The organism is Agrobacterium vitis (assembly GCF_013426735.1).
Lineage (GTDB): Bacteria > Pseudomonadota > Alphaproteobacteria > Rhizobiales > Rhizobiaceae > Allorhizobium > Allorhizobium vitis_D.
Genome location: NZ_AP023272.1, coordinates 515,719 through 531,417 on the forward strand (window position 1 = coordinate 515,719; position 15,699 = coordinate 531,417).

14 protein-coding genes and 1 riboswitch are annotated in these 15,699 nt (G+C 58.4%); of the genes, 9 read left to right on the forward strand and 5 right to left on the reverse strand.

The genetic code is table 11. The features are described from left to right. The first annotated feature begins 49 nt into the window (after positions 1-49). The 8 genes from obgE (at position 50) to bfr (ending at position 6,742) form a co-directional block, all read left to right on the forward strand. The gene (gene obgE, locus H1Y61_RS02300; RefSeq protein WP_156548087.1) at positions 50-1,150 is read left to right on the forward strand and encodes a GTPase ObgE; all 1,101 of its coding nucleotides are present in this window, start codon (positions 50-52) and stop codon (positions 1,148-1,150) included. Next, positions 1,147-2,325, forward strand: coding sequence for a glutamate 5-kinase (gene proB, locus H1Y61_RS02305; protein ID WP_180573601.1), 1,179 nt, complete (start codon positions 1,147-1,149; stop codon positions 2,323-2,325). The genes obgE and proB overlap by 4 nt, the downstream gene beginning before the upstream one ends. After that, positions 2,318-3,601, forward strand: coding sequence for a glutamate-5-semialdehyde dehydrogenase (locus tag H1Y61_RS02310; RefSeq protein WP_180573602.1), 1,284 nt, complete (start codon positions 2,318-2,320; stop codon positions 3,599-3,601). The genes proB and H1Y61_RS02310 overlap by 8 nt, the downstream gene beginning before the upstream one ends. Further along, positions 3,576-4,232, forward strand: coding sequence for a nicotinate-nucleotide adenylyltransferase (locus H1Y61_RS02315; protein WP_015917510.1), 657 nt, complete (start codon positions 3,576-3,578; stop codon positions 4,230-4,232). Before H1Y61_RS02310 ends, H1Y61_RS02315 begins: the two co-directional genes overlap by 26 nt. A 35-nt stretch (positions 4,233-4,267) precedes the next feature. After that, positions 4,268-4,732 carry a ribosome silencing factor gene (rsfS, locus tag H1Y61_RS02320; RefSeq protein ID WP_041697243.1) on the forward strand — a complete coding sequence of 155 codons (465 nt, stop codon included), beginning with the start codon at positions 4,268-4,270 and terminating at the stop codon, positions 4,730-4,732. 163 nt (positions 4,733-4,895) lie between these two features. Beyond that, a complete protein-coding gene (gene rlmH, locus H1Y61_RS02325) occupies positions 4,896-5,378 on the forward strand; it encodes a 23S rRNA (pseudouridine(1915)-N(3))-methyltransferase RlmH (protein WP_180573603.1) in 483 nt (160 codons plus the stop codon). A gap of 121 nt (positions 5,379-5,499) precedes the next feature. Beyond that, entirely contained in the window at positions 5,500-5,811 is a 312-nt protein-coding gene (locus H1Y61_RS02330; protein WP_041698275.1) for a (2Fe-2S)-binding protein, read from the forward strand. 445 nt (positions 5,812-6,256) lie between these two features. Next, positions 6,257-6,742 (forward strand): bacterioferritin, encoded by a 486-nt coding sequence (bfr, locus tag H1Y61_RS02335; protein WP_015917506.1) that lies wholly within the window; start codon positions 6,257-6,259, stop codon positions 6,740-6,742. 68 nt (positions 6,743-6,810) lie between these two features. On the opposite strand, the gene htpG is transcribed toward bfr, so the two are convergent. Then, the gene (gene htpG, locus H1Y61_RS02340; RefSeq protein ID WP_180573604.1) at positions 6,811-8,742 is read right to left on the reverse strand and encodes a molecular chaperone HtpG; all 1,932 of its coding nucleotides are present in this window, start codon (positions 8,740-8,742) and stop codon (positions 6,811-6,813) included. A 489-nt stretch (positions 8,743-9,231) separates the two neighbouring features. Here htpG and H1Y61_RS02345 point away from each other — a divergent pair, with 489 nt between their 5' ends. Beyond that, complete coding sequence (locus H1Y61_RS02345; RefSeq protein ID WP_015917504.1) at positions 9,232-10,089, forward strand: RNA polymerase factor sigma-32; 858 nt, start codon at positions 9,232-9,234, stop codon at positions 10,087-10,089. 135 nt (positions 10,090-10,224) lie between these two features. On the opposite strand, the gene H1Y61_RS02350 is transcribed toward H1Y61_RS02345, so the two are convergent. The 4 genes from H1Y61_RS02350 to thiB form a co-directional block, all read right to left on the reverse strand. Continuing rightward, entirely contained in the window at positions 10,225-11,706 is a 1,482-nt protein-coding gene (locus H1Y61_RS02350) for a M48 family metalloprotease (protein WP_174112169.1), read from the reverse strand. 293 nt (positions 11,707-11,999) lie between these two features. Next, a complete protein-coding gene (locus tag H1Y61_RS02355) occupies positions 12,000-12,749 on the reverse strand; it encodes a thiamine ABC transporter ATP-binding protein (protein WP_180573605.1) in 750 nt (249 codons plus the stop codon). After that, on the reverse strand, positions 12,746-14,374 hold the full coding sequence (gene thiP, locus H1Y61_RS02360; RefSeq protein ID WP_180573606.1) for a thiamine/thiamine pyrophosphate ABC transporter permease ThiP: 1,629 nt from the start codon (positions 14,372-14,374) through the stop codon (positions 12,746-12,748). The genes H1Y61_RS02355 and thiP overlap by 4 nt, the downstream gene beginning before the upstream one ends. Positions 14,375-14,382: 8 nt before the next feature. Continuing rightward, a complete protein-coding gene (gene thiB, locus H1Y61_RS02365; protein ID WP_180573607.1) occupies positions 14,383-15,384 on the reverse strand; it encodes a thiamine ABC transporter substrate binding subunit in 1,002 nt (333 codons plus the stop codon). Positions 15,385-15,425: 41 nt separating this feature from the next. Next, a riboswitch (TPP riboswitch) is annotated at positions 15,426-15,533 on the reverse strand. Positions 15,534-15,699 lie beyond the last annotated feature (166 nt).

Sequence of the window (15,699 nt, forward strand, 5' to 3'; positions counted from 1 at the left end):
GGCCGCATATATGATATGAGTATCCTGACACAGGAAGTATGGCAGCGACATGAAATTTCTCGACGAGGCAAAGGTCTATATTCGATCAGGTGACGGCGGCGCAGGTGCCGTCTCGTTCCGCCGCGAGAAGTTCATCGAGTTCGGCGGGCCGGATGGTGGCGATGGCGGGCGCGGTGGCGATGTTTGGGTGGAGGCCGTCAATGGTCTGAACACCCTGATCGATTTTCGGTTCCAGCAGCATTTCAAGGCGACGGTCGGCACCCATGGCATGGGGCGCAACCGCACCGGTGCCAATGGCGAGCATGTGACGCTGAAAGTGCCTGTCGGCACCCAGATCTTCGAAGAAGACGCCGAAACCCTGATCGTTGATATGGTCACCGAGGGCCAGCGCTTCCGGCTGGCGGCGGGCGGCAATGGCGGCTTCGGTAATGCGCATTTCAAATCCGCTACCAATCAGGCGCCCGATTGGGCCAATCCTGGTCTGGAAGGCGAGGAGAAAACCATCTGGCTGCGGCTGAAACTGATTGCCGATGCCGGTCTGGTCGGCTTGCCCAATGCCGGAAAATCCACCTTCCTGGCGGCGGTGACGCGGGCGCGCCCGAAAATCGCCAATTATCCGTTCACCACGCTGCATCCCAATCTGGGTGTGGCGACCGTGGATGAGCGTGAGTTCATCCTGGCCGATATTCCGGGTCTGATTGAAGGCGCCCATGAAGGGGTTGGCATTGGCGACCGCTTCCTCGGCCATGTCGAGCGCACGCGGGTGCTGTTGCATCTGGTGTCCGCCCAGGAAGAGGATGTCGCCAAGGCCTACACCACGGTTGCCCATGAGCTGGAAGCCTATGATGGTGGCCTGGAAGACAAGCCTGAGATCGTCGCCCTGTCGCAGATCGATGTGCTGGACGAGGATGAGCTGAAAAAGAAGCTCAAGGCCCTGCAAAAGGCCTGCGGCAAGAAGCCGATGATGATTTCGGCGATTACCGGCAAGGGAATGCTCGAAGTCCTGCGGGCGTTGCGCGACGTGATTGTTGAAAATCGCAGCTATGACGACGAGACGATTTCGCAGCGGCCGAAGAAGCATCGCCACAAGCTGGAAGATCGGCCCCAACACGAAGATGGACCAGAGGAGAGTGAGGAGGGCGAGGAATGAGCGCACCGCTTGCCTCTCTCTCGCACTATAAGCGGATCGTCATCAAGATCGGCTCGGCCCTGCTGGTGGACCGGGGGGCCGGCCTGAAACATGCCTGGCTCGATGCCGTCTGCGACGATATCGCCGCCCTGCGCGCCAAAGGTGTCGAGGTGCTGGTCGTGTCGTCTGGCGCCATTGCGCTTGGCCGCACGGTGCTGAACCTGCCAGCCGGGGCCTTGAAGCTGGAAGAAAGCCAGGCGGCGGCAGCCGTCGGGCAAATTGCTCTGGCGCGGCATTGGTCGGAAAGCCTGTCGCGGTCATCCATTGTTGCAGGCCAGATCCTGCTGACGCTGGGGGATACGGAGGAGCGCCGCCGCTATCTCAATGCGCGCGCCACCATCAGTCAATTGCTGAAACTGGGGGCGGTGCCGATCATCAACGAAAACGACACCGTGGCGACCACCGAAATCCGCTATGGCGATAATGATCGATTGGCCGCCCGGGTGGCGACGATGACCGGTGCCGATCTGCTGATCCTGCTCTCCGATATCGATGGTCTCTATACCGCGCCACCGCATCTTGATCCTGAGGCGAAACTTCTGCCTGTGATTGCCGAAATCACCCCTGAAATCGAGGCGATGGCGGGCGGAGCGGCCTCGGAATTGTCGCGTGGCGGCATGCGCACCAAGATCGACGCAGGCAAGATTGCCACAAGTGCGGGCTGCGCGATGATTATCACGTCGGGCAAGCTGCTCAATCCGTTACGCGGCATTGATGAGGGTGCGGCCCATTCCTGGTTTGCGCCGTCTGCCATGCCGGTGACGGCCCGCAAGACATGGATTGCCGGACAATTGCAGCCCGCCGGTATTCTGAGCGTCGATGCGGGTGCCGAAACAGCCCTCCGTGCTGGCAAGAGCCTGTTGCCCGCAGGGGTGCGCGAGGTCTCCGGCCACTTTCATCGTGGTGACACGATTTCGGTTGTTGGGCTTGAGGGGCGGGAAATTGCCCGTGGCCTGGCGGGTTACGATGCCGATGAGGCGCGAAGGATTGCCGGTCATAAATCGGCAGAGATCGAAGCGCTGCTCGGCTATGCCGGACGCTCGGCGATGATCCATCGCGACGATCTGGTGATGACGGAACAGACCGGTAGGAAAGCCGGCAAGAATGCGAAGAAAAAGGACGAGGCCCATGCTTGACTCAGTCGCCAAGGCGGATGGTATCGACGCGCTGATGCTGGACATCGGCGCCAAGGCCAAGGCCGCTGCGCGACCGTTGGCCATTGCCTCGGCTGACCAGAAAAATGCCGCGCTGATGGCGATGAGTGAGGCGATCCTGACCGGGAAAAGCCAGATCATCGCCGCTAATGCCATTGATCTCAAGGCTGCGCAAACGGCAGGGCTGGCTGCCTCCTTCATCGACCGGCTCACGCTGAATGACGAGCGGATCACCGCGATGGCCAAGGGCCTGCGCGAGGTGGCCGAGCTGAAAGACCCGGTCAGTGAAGTCATCGCGGCCTGGGAGCGCCCGAACGGTTTGAAGATCGAACGGGTCCGCACGCCGCTTGGCGTGATCGGGGTGATCTATGAGAGCCGTCCGAATGTGACGGCGGATGCAGGGGCACTTTGCCTGAAATCCGGCAATGCCGTGATCCTGCGCGGCGGTTCGGATTCGGTCAATTCCTCGCGCGCCATTCATGCCTGCCTGGTGGCGGGGCTTGTGGCCGCCGGGCTGCCGGACCATGCCATCCAGCTGGTGCCGGTCACGGATCGTGCTGCGGTTGGCGCGATGCTGACCGGGCTGAATGGCACGATTGACGTGATCGTGCCGCGTGGTGGCAAGAGCCTGGTGGCGCGGGTCCAGGCGGATGCGCGGGTGCCGGTTTTTGCCCATCTGGAAGGGCTGTGCCATGTCTATGTTGACGGATCTGCCGATCTCGACATGGCGAAAAGCATTGTCGTCAACGCCAAGATGCGCCGGACCGGCATTTGCGGCTCGGCGGAAACCCTGTTGGTCGATAGCGCTGCCATCGGCAGCCATTTGATGCCGCTTCTCGAAGCCCTGACCGAGGCCGGTTGCGAAATTCGTGCATCGGCGACTGTGCTAAAAGTCTTTCCCGGCCTGAAGGCTGCTGTGGACGAAGATTGGCGTACCGAATATCTCGATGCGATCATCTCGGTTGCCGTGGTCGATGGCATCGGTGGGGCCATCGACCATATCGCCCGCTATTCTTCCAACCATACCGAGGCGGTGATTGCCGAAGATCCCGCTGTGGTTGAGCGGTTTTTCAACGAAGTGGATTCAGCCATTCTGTTGCACAATGCCTCAACCCAATTTGCTGATGGCGGCGAATTCGGCATGGGCGGTGAAATCGGCATTGCCACCGGCAAGATGCATGCGCGCGGGCCGGTTGGCGTCGAGCAGTTGACCTCGTTCAAGTACCGGGTGCATGGCACCGGGCAGATCCGGCCCTGACGTGAGCCATTCCGGGGTCGCGGCACACTATCTGCGCATGCCGCATACCGAGCGCGGCATGGTGGTGGGCCTGTTCGGCGGATCGTTCAATCCGCCGCATCAGGGCCATGTGCTGGTGGCGGAGATTGCCCTTCGCCGGTTGGGCCTCGATCAGCTGTGGTGGATGGTGACACCCGGAAACCCGCTGAAAAACCACAGTCAGCTGGCACCTTTGGCCGAGCGGCTGGCGCTTTGCGAAGGCTTGGCGCAGGACCCCCGCCTGAAGATCACCGCCTTTGAGGCGGAGCTGGGGACGAGCTATACCGCCCGCACGCTGGACCATGTTAAGCGGTTGAACCCGCATGTGCATTTCATCTGGATCATGGGTGCGGATAATCTTCGCTCGTTTCACCATTGGCAGGATTGGCAGAAGATCGCCATGACCTTTCCGATTGCGGTGATTGATCGGCCCGGTGCGACCCTGTCTTATCTGTCATCGAAAATGGCGCAGCGGTTTGACTTTGCCCGGGTCGATGAAAGCGATGCCGGTGTGCTGTGGCGCAGGCAGGCACCCGCCTGGACCTTCATTCACGGACCGCGTTCAATGCTCAGTTCGACGGCGCTTCGCACAGGGCCTGTCTTGAAAGATTAACTATTCAGTGCCACCTTATTCTTGGCTCAGCGGCAATGGGTGCCTCTGAGTCGTTTTCGTGCTGTTACCGACGGAAAGGACAAACTCTGACAACAGTACACACCAAGGGCCGCGCCACTGTCGCGATCCCGCAAAGCCCGGAACGTGGCGTCGATGCCGCAGCCCGCGCGCTTGAGCTGGTCCTCACAAGCCTTGAGGACTCGAAAGCAGAAGATATCGTCTCTATCGACATTGCCGGAAAATCGGCGCTGGGCGACTACATGGTGGTCGTGTCCGGTCGCTCGTCCCGTCACGTCGTGGCGATCTGCGAACATCTCGTCTCCGATCTGAAGGATGAAGGCTTCGGCGCACCGCGCGTCGAAGGTCTTGAGACCGGCGATTGGGTGCTGATCGACGCCGGAGACATTATTATACATGTCTTCCGCCCCGAAATCCGCGAGTTCTATAACATCGAAAAGATGTGGGCCGCACCGGATATCGAGGAAAGCCGACTGCACTAACCCTCACAGGCGGTATATTTGCCGGTCTGGAGATGGTATCGAGCCCGATAAAGGCAATGATCGTCGCGTGTTTTCGACGGGATGATCCTTGTCTGCCAAGAAAGCGAGCGGGTTTCCGTTCAGTTGGTGTTGGTTTTGCGGATCGAACCCTCAAGAGGATGGGATGCGGATAGGCATTGTTGCCGTTGGCCGGTTGAAAGCCGGGCCAGAGAAAGATCTTGTGTCACGCTATCTGGACCGGTTTGCCAAGGCCGGTCCCGCGAGCGGGCTGGAATTTTCTCGTGTCAACGAGCTGCCGGAAAGCAGAGCCTCGAATTCCGCCACCCGCAAGCGGGAAGAGGCGGTGCAGATCGAAAAATCCATGCCGGACAATCCTCTTGTCGTGGCGTTGGATGAGCGCGGCAAAAGCTGGGACAGCCAGGAATTCGCAACCTATGTCGGCGACCACAAGGATCGCGGTCGTCGTGACATGGTGATCGTTATCGGTGGGGCCGATGGGCTGGACCCGGATTTCCGCGACCGGGCCGATCTGGTGCTGAATCTTGGAAAGATGACCTGGCCGCATCAGCTGGTGCGGATTATGCTGGCCGAACAGCTCTACCGTGCCGTTACCATTCTCTCTGGCCATCCCTACCATCGGTCCTGACGCATTTCATGCGCATAAAACAACTTCCCTGTGATCGGTATGTTTTTTCTTGACAGATAGCCTCTTGTTTAGCCATAAAACGAGAGAGTAGATGTCATGTTTGTTTGACGGGCTGAAACCGATGCTGGTGTGCAGTTGCAATTTCATTACCGAGAAAGAGATCCGCGACACGATCACGGAATTTCTTGAGCAGGACTGTTGGCAGTTGATCGTGCCTGCAAAGGTTTATCACGCCATGGAAAAGCGTGGTCGCTGTTGTGGGTGCTTCCCGAATGTCGTGGATATCATCGTTTCGACAACCCAGGCCTTTCACGCTCAGCGCAACAGCGATGGCGAAAACCTGGTGAATTTCATGGAGCGCCTGAAGCGTTTCCAGGAAGAGCAGAAGAACGAACTCATCGAACGCCGCAATCGCATCAGCCGGACGGCCTAACGGGCGTCTGATATGGGGGCGGACCTATTGCATAATTTCCTACTGAAATCGGAATTGATTTAAGACATTATCGAGCAGATATAAAGAGCGACATTGAGCCTTTGTGCGCCATATATGGCGCAAGGGGCTGTAGTTATTGCCCCAATTAACCTCGTTGCAGCGTGAACCTTGCCTTTTCAACCCCGCTTCGCGCGGGGTTTTTCGTTTCTACGTAACGCGTGACCGGTTCGGTGGAATCTGGGCTTTCTTCAATCTTTTTGGAATCATTCTAAGATAGCGCTCGACTTGACGGTACAATCCTGCTTTTATCACGACATTACCGGTGCAAATCGCAAGAGCGAGGCGCAGTGGATTGTAATCTATCAGACTGCATGGATAATTCTGGTGATCATCCAAGATCTCGGCAATTATTTGTGCCGGTCACTGTCAAAATAGGGGTCCTGTTATGAAGGGCGATGCAAAAGTTATTGAACGTTTGAACCAGGCTTTGTTTCTGGAGCTGGGTGCCGTCAATCAGTATTGGCTGCACTACCGTCTTCTTGAAGATTGGGGCTATACCAAGCTTGCAAAGAAGGAACGGGCGGAATCCATCGAAGAAATGCAGCATGCCGACAAGCTGGTCGAGCGGATCATTTTCCTGGAAGGCCACCCCAATCTTCAGACGCTGGCGCCTTTGCGCATTGGCCAGACGGTCAAGGAAGTGCTGGAGGCCGATCTGGCTGGCGAATACGAAGCTCGCACGGCTTACAAGGAATCCCGCGACATCTGTTATCAGGCTGGTGACTACGTCACCATGAAGCTGTTCGAACAGCTGCTGATGGATGAGGAAGGCCATATCGACTTCCTCGAAACCCAGCTCGAGCTGTTCTCCAAGCTTGGCGCCGAAAAATACGGCCAGCTCAACGCTGATTCCGCCGACGCTTCGGAATAATCTTCCTTCATCAAAAAAGGCCCGGTTTGCAGATGCGAACCGGGCCTTTTTTCGTTATTTCTCACTTATCAGGCGCGAAGCGCCTTTTCGAACAGCCGTCCCATGCGCTCCGCAAAGGCCCGGGCGTCGGCTGGCTTTTCACCATCAAGAATACGGGCCTGATCATACAGCAGATGGATCGCATCATTTTGCAGGGCAGGGGCATGTTGAGCGCCCGCCATGGCCTTCACCAGCGCGTGATCGGCATTCAGCTCCAGCACCGGCTTGGAGGTCGAGGCAAGCTGGCCTGCTCCGGCCAATATTTTCTCCAGCTGGCGGTCATAACCGCTTTCCGGCGCAACGAGGCAGACGGGGCTTTCCGTCAACCGGTCCGAGGCGCGGACATCGGCAACCAGATCTTTCAACTCCTCCTTGGCGAGTGCCAGGAATCCGGCAATATCCGCCTTTGCCTGGTCATTGCTGTTCGGGTCGTTATCAGCACTGGCGTCGGCCTTGGCGAATTTGGCAAGGTCGGCTGCACCCTGGCTGACGGATTTGAAGGTCTTGCCCTCAAACTCCGGAGCATTCATCACCCAGAAACTGTCGATCTGGTCAGACAGTAGCAGAACCTCGATGCCACGGGCGCGAAAACCTTCCAGCTGCGGCGAGACTTTCAGTTGTTCAAGGCTGCTGCCAGCCAGGTAATAAATGCTGTCCTGTTCCGGCTTGAGGTCCTTGATATAGTCGTCAAGGCTACGCTGGTCGTCGCCTGATGTCGTGGTGCGAAACCGGGCAAGTCCCAACAATTGGCTGCGCCGTTCGAAATCCTCGTAGAGCCCTTCCTTCAACACAGCGCCGAAATTCTCCCAGAGCGTCCGATAGGTTTCCGGCTCGTTCTTGCCCAGCTTTTCCAGGGATGTGAGGATGCGATTGGTGACGCCCTTGCGAATGGCCGACAGGATCGGGCTTTCCTGGATCATCTCACGCGACACATTCAGCGGCAGGTCGGCGGTATCGACGAGGCCGCGCACGAAGCGCAGGTAACGCGGCAGAAGTTCGGCATCGTCGGTGATGAAGACCCGCTTCACATAGAGCTTGATACGGCCTTTGCGGTCGGGATCAAACAGGTCGAAAGGGGGCGTGCCGGGCACGAAGGCAAGGGCGGTATATTCATGCCGGCCTTCGGCGTGGAAATGCACCGTCAAGGCCGGTTCGTCATATTGACCAGAAATGCCGCGATAAAAATCGGCATAGTCCTCGCTGCTGATCTCGGATTTCGAGCGGGTCCAGAGTGCAGTGCCTTCGGTGATCCGGGTTGGTTCGTCGCCGGGCTTTTCAACCAGGGTGATCGCAACCGGGACATGGCCTGACTGCTGCTTGACGATTCGCTCGACGCGGGCGCGGGTGGCATAGTCCTTCGCATCCTCCATCAAATGCAGAGTGATACGGGTGCCGCGGGCTGGCGCGTCGTCGGCATCAATCTCGCTGATGGAATAGCTGCCCTTGCCATCCGAGGTCCAGGCCCAGGCCTGCGTCTCCCCGGCACGGCGGGTTACCACATCCACCTTATCCGCCACCATGAAGCAGGAATAGAAGCCGACGCCGAACTGGCCGATCAATTGGGCATCCTCGCCGGTCTTGCCTGCTTCAGCCTTGCTTGCCTCGATCCGCTCCATGAAGGCACGGGTGCCGGACCGGGCAATCGTCCCCAGCGCTTCGATCAACTCGGCCCGGCTCATGCCGATACCATTGTCTTCGAGAATCAATTGCCTGTTATCGGCATCGAGCCGCAGTTGAATGCGGGGATCAGGATCGCTGGTGAGAAGGCCCGGCGTGGTAATCGCCTCATAACGCAGTTTCTCGCAGGCATCGGCGGCATTAGAGACCAGTTCCCGCAGGAACACATCCTTGTCCGAATAGACCGAATGCACCATCATATGCAGAAGGCGCGCCACATCGGCTTCGAACACATGTGATTCTGGCGTAGTTTCGCCCGGCTTTTCGGCGGTTTCTGTCGACATTGTAACTCCCGTATCACGTCAGGCAGCATGCCTGGGCGGGTGCTGCGACCTGTCCCTCAGCATGCGGCAAAAAGAGCATTTTGCTGGCGTCGCAAAGGGTGTCCCTCCTGCGGCCCGCAACCGCCTTCAGGTGGCGAAAGATCAGGTGAAATTCAAGAGCCGAGATGTTGGTGGGATGATCGACATTCGCTTTTTTGCGCTGCGCAGACCCATGGATGCGCGCGGATGCGGGTATCGTGGGCGCGCAAGAGAATTTGTCCAGCCTTATAGCTAGCTGGAACATTCCGCAGCTTTAAGCGTTACAGCGACGTTGGTACGGGCAAAACACCATCTCATGACTGAGCACATTAGTTAAATCTGTAAAAGATATGTCGCGCAGTGATCCGTTTGGCAAGTCCCATCGTAAAAGAATGAAACATTCATTGCCGTGGTTTGAACCTTTAAATTGCTCTCGACGCGGCCCGTGGTGCCGCGCGAATGGAGGTCGTAATGAATTCCCTGCAGGCCGATAAGAAGCTCATCAGGATTGCAATGGCCGCACCGTATCTGGAGCGCCAGGAGGAGCATGATCTGGCGGTACGCTGGAAACATGGCAACGACCAAGTGGCCCGTAACCAGATTGCCCATGCCCACATGCGGCTGGTGATTGCCATGGCTTCCAAGTTCCGTGGCTTCGGCCTGCCGCTCGGCGATCTCATTCAAGAAGGATATATAGGGCTGCTGGAAGCTGCGGCAAGGTTTGAGCCGACCCGCGATGTGCGTTTTTCGACCTATGCTGGCTGGTGGATTCGCGCCTCCATGCAAGATTATATCCTGCGCAACTGGTCCATCGTGCGCGGCGGCACCAGTTCCTCCCAGAAGGCACTATTTTTCAATCTGCGCCGGTTGCGGGCAAAGCTGGCTCAAGGCGATCAACGCTTGACCGATCAGGCCATCCACCAGGAAATCGCCACCGCGCTTGGTGTCAGCCTTGCCGATGTCCAGTCGATGGACGCCCGGCTCTCTTCCAATGATACCTCCCTGCAAGCACCGATTTCCAACAATGGTGAAGAGGGTGCCGAGCGTCTGGACATGCTGGCCAGCGATGAGCCGACACCGGACGAGCAGGTGACGGATATGATCGATACCGAACGCCGCCTGGATTGGCTGCGTGGCGCCATGGCCCATCTGAATGAGCGTGAAATGCGCATCATTCGCGCCCGGCGGCTTTCGGAGGATGGCGCGACACTTGAGGAACTGGGCTGTGAGCTTGGTATTTCCAAGGAACGGGTACGCCAGATCGAGACGCGGGCGATGGAAAAGCTGAAGGTCGCGCTGGTTCAGGCCAATCCACAGATGGTGGCCTGAACAGACCCAATAGATCGAACCAAATCTCTACAGCCTCCTTTGTGCGTGTTATAAAACGCACAAAGGAGGCTGTAACGCTTTGAATCTGCTTCATAATTCCTTAAATCGATTCCGATTTAAGGAATTATGCATAGGTTATTCCGAGACGATTTTGACCCGGCTGCCGAGCGCCGGGCTTTGGCCGGCGGGAATAGCATTCAACACCTTGAACAATTCCAGCTTTCGGTCCGTTCCCATCATCCTGGCTGACAGGCTGGCCAGCGTGTCGCCTTGTCCAACGGTAACGACCCGGACGCGCAGTGGTTTTAGCGTCTTGGCTTCTTCGGGTGTGATGCGGCGGAAGGTTTGGCGCAGAAGATCGGATGTCGGCGCCAGCTGGTCGCTTCCTTTGGGAACGGCGGTCAGGAAGCGGAAAATCTGATTGCCCAGCCGCACCACGGTGACGTCGAAATCCCAGCGATCCGCAGAGGCTCTGGCGGTCGCGGCCTCCATGCCATTGATCTTGGTTTCGTGAATGCTGTCCGGTAAAAGGCCGGTGACCCAGCCGCTGGAAATATAATTGGTCAGGCTGCGGTTCTGAGTATCGGCCACGCCGTCGAAGCGGATGGCGACATCGCCCGGCCCGGTGGCCATGACCGCCTCCACCTTGTTGTCGATCTGAAAACCGTCCGGTACGTCGAAGCGAATGCCGAGGCCACCATGCAGGAACGTGTGGCCACGGACATAGCCCTCCTGCGGGCTGTCGCCATACAGCATGCCATCGATGCCATCGAAAAAGTAATCGCGGCCCTTGTCGCCGGTCGATCCGTCAGGCCCAAAGGCGCGGGCATGGTCGCGCGCCAGTTCCACCCGCTGCGGTGTGCTGGGGTGACTGGACAGGAAGTCCATGCTTTGGTCGGCATTGGGGTCGGATGAGCTGTAATGCTGGTAGGCGGCCATCGAATCCAGGAAGCGCGCCGCTGCATAGGGATCGTAACCTGCTTCGCCCAGCGTCCGCACCCCGATCGTATCGGCCTGCAATTCCTGCTGGCGTGAGAAGGCGGCCAGCCGCAGCTTGCCACGGGCCAAGGCCTGCTTGCCAGCCAGATCGCTGGATAGGACTTCGGCCACCACCCGGCTGGCAATCACCTCGGCTTCTTCGCGCCGCTGGCGCTCGATGCCATGATTGGCGGTGACATGGGCCATTTCATGCGACAGCACGGCGGCGACTTCCGAAGCGTCATTGGCCAGCGCCAGCAGGCCACGGGTCACGTAGAGATAGCCGCCCGGCAGGGCAAAGGCATTGATAGCCGGAGAATTCAGAATGGTAATGCGATAGGACTGCTGCGGGTTTTCAGACACCACCGTCAACGCACCGGCAATTTTCGCCACCAGCCGTTCGGTTTTTTCGTCGTGATATTCGCCGCCATAGCTTGCCACGATACGGGGATGCTCACGCGCACCCATCTGGGCGCGGGGATCGTCCTTCTGCACTTCCTGAACGATCTGCGGCGAAGACGAGGGCGAGATGTTCGGCTGATAGGACTGCTCAACCATCGACTGGCAGCCGGCAAGCGACAGGGCCGCGACAAGGCCGAGGCTGGCTTTCAATCCAGGGCGCATTTTTCCCACCACCATTCGCGTGGTTTGCCAGGTGCCTTGCTGTGCAGGGGCCATCAGGATCATATTGCAGCGCATCCTAGAAACGTCTTCGTCCCCTTACCTGTTCAGTCACACCCGCGATTTCGCTGATATTGCGACGCGGGACGTTTCACGATTTTCATCCAAATCCTTAACAGCATATTATTGATTTGGATAAAACTGCGCATCGCACAAGATCAGTCAATTGGATAAGAAAATGTTAATGATCGCATTGATTTGTGCTTTGTATGCATCACGCCATGCCAGCTGGTCGCGTCGAAATCATGGCCTCAAAGCCGATCGCGATCATGAAAGGGACCGAGGAAGGTCTTGAGTGCAGCCGGGCCTTCGCCGGAAAGGAAGGTTTTTGCGTCGCAATTCAGTGAAATGCGGCCTCGATCCAGAAACAGCACATCATCAGCCAGGCGCCGCACATCCTGGGGATCGTGGCTGACGATCAACACGCTCTGGCCGGTTTCGCGGTGCAGATCCAGCAGCAGGTCTGCCATGCTGGCGCGCAGGCCAGGATCGAGGGCGGCAAAAGGTTCGTCCAGCAACAACACTGGCTTACGCCGCACTAGCGCACGGGCAAAGGCAGCACGCTGTTTTTCGCCGCCGGAAAGCGTTGCTGGCTTGCGCTTGTCATAACCGCCAAGTCCCACTCTTTTCAGTGCCTCGCTCACCGCCCGCCGATCCGCCGCGCTAAGCCGCAGAGACGGATCGATGCCAAGGCCGATATTGGTGGCGAGATCGAGATGGGCAAACAGGTTATGGTCCTGGAACACCAGGGAGACCGGACGTTTGGCGGGGGGCAGATCCGTGATGTCTTCCGAGCCGATCCTTATACGGCCCTGATCGGGCATTTCGAACCCCGCAATCAAGTTCAGCAGGGTGGATTTGCCTGAGCCGGACATGCCGGTGATCGCGGTGATCTTTCCCGCAGCGACCTGATCGTTGAAACCAAAACTCTGGTTTGCCAGCCGCAATTGCACGTTGTCGAGAACAATTGCGGCATCGGGGATAGTGGCCGTCTCGCTCAAGCTCGATCCTCCGGTTTGCCAGCACTTGAACCGCCTGCCGTTCCAATCATGGTCAGCACAAGGCAGACAAGGCCGAGCAGCAGGGCCAGGCCATCCGCATCGGCGGTGCGGTAGCTGCCCATCCGGCTATAGATCAGCCATGGCAAAGTCGCCAGATTATTGGCACCGAACAGGGCCACCGCCCCAAGGTCTCCAAGCGATAGCGCCATGGCAAAGGACAGGGCCGTCAAGATCGGACGGCGCAGGCCCGGCCAGTCGATATGGCGGATCTTGGCCAGTCCGCCAAGGCCGAGGCTTGCAGACAGGCGCGCCGTGCGGTGGTGATGGGTGGCGATGGCCGGTGCCAAGACCCCCATGGTAAAGGGCAGCGCCATGATCGCGTTGATCGCCACCACCACCGGCCCGGCAAACCCCGCCGCATTGCCCATCTGGCGCAGCAGCAGGAACCAGCCGGTGGCAAGCACGATCACTGGCACTAGCAGAACCAGCGAGGATGTTGCGCCAATCAGCCGGGACAGAGTGGTTGCGGTCAGGGTTTTTTGCCGCAGGCCGGATAGTGCTGTCCTGGCATTGATGAAGACGAGGCTGAGACCCAGCGCCAGCAGGGCGGCGGGAAAAGCGATCGCAAGGCTAAGACCGGCAGCCCGCCAGACCGAGGGATCATCAAGCAGTTTCAGGAGATCAGCTTTGAAGCCGGCAAAAGCGATATTGGCAAGGGGCGTGACCAGGAAAAACAGAGCAAACAGCAGCACAACCCCATCCCAGACCCGCGCTGCCAGTCCCTTGCCATCGAGCCGCAGCACAGGTCTTTCATCGGGCAATGCCTGGTCGTCTGGTGCCGGAAACAGCGCCAAAAGGCCAAGCAACAGGGCCGTGACAGCCAGTTGTAGCGTGGCTAGGCACACAGCAAGGGGCGGATCGAAATCAAAGCGCAAGGCCTGATAGATCGCCACTTCCAGCGTGGTTGCGCCCGGCCCGCCGCCCAGCGTCATCACCAGCGTGAAACTCGTGGCGCAGAGCATGAAGATCAGCCCGGCGATGCCGGGAAGTAAGGGGCTGAGGGCTGGCCATTCGATCATCCGAAAAATCGCAATCGGACCCATGCCAAGGCTTGCCGCCATGCGCCAATAATCCGGTGGCACTCGTTCCAGCCCGGCAAGCAGCAGGCGGCATGCCAAGGGCATGTTGAAAAACACATGGGCAATGAGAATGCCGGTCAGGCCGTAAATGCTGACCGGTGTCTGACGGCCAAGTAGCGCCAGCAGATCATTGGCAAACCCGTTGCGACCCCAAATACCGATCAGGCCCAGCGCTCCGATCAGCACCGGCAGACCCATGGGCAGCGCCATCAGCCGGATCAGCCAGCGGCGACCCCAGAAATGCCGTTGCCGTGCTATCGCCAGCGCTACCGGCAGGGCAAAGACAAGAGACAGCAATGTCGATAGCCCGGCCTGCACCAGGGTGAAGCGCAGGATGGACAGCGTGTAACTGTCCAGCGCCAGCGGCACGTTGTCACCGCTTGCCACCAGCAAGGCGGCGATTGCCAACCCGATAAACGCAAACAGGCTGGCAAGGCCAATGACCCCGCCAGCAATCGGTAGCAGGTTTTGCCGTGCGAGAGCCATGCCGGGCCTTACTTAGCTGCCATTGCCGCCTGCCATTCCGCAATCCAGGCCTTGCGGTTGGTGGCAACTTCCTGCGGGCTCATCAGGAAGGTCTTGGCTGGCTTGACCAGACGGTCGAAAGCCTCTGGCAGCGGGGTCGAGGTCTTGGTGACTGGCATCATCCAGTTGTTGGTCGGGATCTCATTCTGGAAGCCTGACGTCAGCATGAATTTCAGGAAATCCTCGGCCAATTGCTTGTGCTTGGCGCCTTTCAACAGTCCCGCCACTTCGATCTGGATGTAATGCCCTTCCGAAAAGGGCGCGGCCTGATAACGATCGGTGTTTTCAGATACCATGTGATAGGCGGGTGAGGTCGTATAGGAAAACACCATCGGCACTTCGCCCTTGGTAAACAGGCCATAGGCTTCCGACCAGCCGGGAGTGACGGTCAGCACCCGGTCCTTCAATTTTGCCCAGGCGGCAGGCGCGTCCTTACCATAAACGGATTTGACCCAGAGCAGCAGGCCGAGCCCCGGCGTCGAGGTGCGCGGGTCTTCGATGACGATTTTTTGGGTAGGGTCGCCTTCCACCAGTTCCTTCAGGCTTTTGGGCGGATTTTTCACGGTCTGGGTGTCGTAGACGACGGCAAAATGTCCGTAATCATAGGGCACAAACATATCGTCCTTGAAGCTGCCAGGCACCTGTGCCGCCGAGGCGTCAATGCCGTGCGGGGCAAAAAGCCCGGTTTCTTTGGCTTCCTCGGTGAGATTGGTGTCCAGCCCCAGCGCCAGATCTGCCTCGCTGGAAGCGCCTTCCAGTTTCAAGCGGTTCAGCAGTGCCACGCCATCTTCCAGCCCCACAAACTTGACGGTGCAGCCGCAGGTCTTTTCAAAGGTGGCTTTCACCTTCGGCCCCGGCCCCCATTCGGAAACGAAGCTTTCATAGGTGTAGATGGTCAGCACCTTGTCTTCGGCCTGGGCGGCCGTCAGGCTGGCAAGAAGGGGAAGGGCTGCTAGCAACAAACGGCGCATGGTCTCTCCTTGAACAACAACAATGAAAGAGAGACAGGGAGCAGACATGCACCTCTAATCCCTCCGCCGGTTTTAACCGGATCAGGTTCCGCGGGTTGGCCTAAGCCTCTCAGCCCCGAACCAAAATCGGAGCACCCCGTTAGAGTATTAGGCGCAGATGTAACTGGCCGATCGTGAGCTGGCAAGGGGTGGAAAAGAGGAATGATACGTCCGGTATGTCACTACGGCAGATCTTGTTTATGTCCAATTATGCCAATGCGGATGTTTTCTTGGCATAGTTTAGTCGGCTATTTAACTCTTTCCAAAAACACCGAT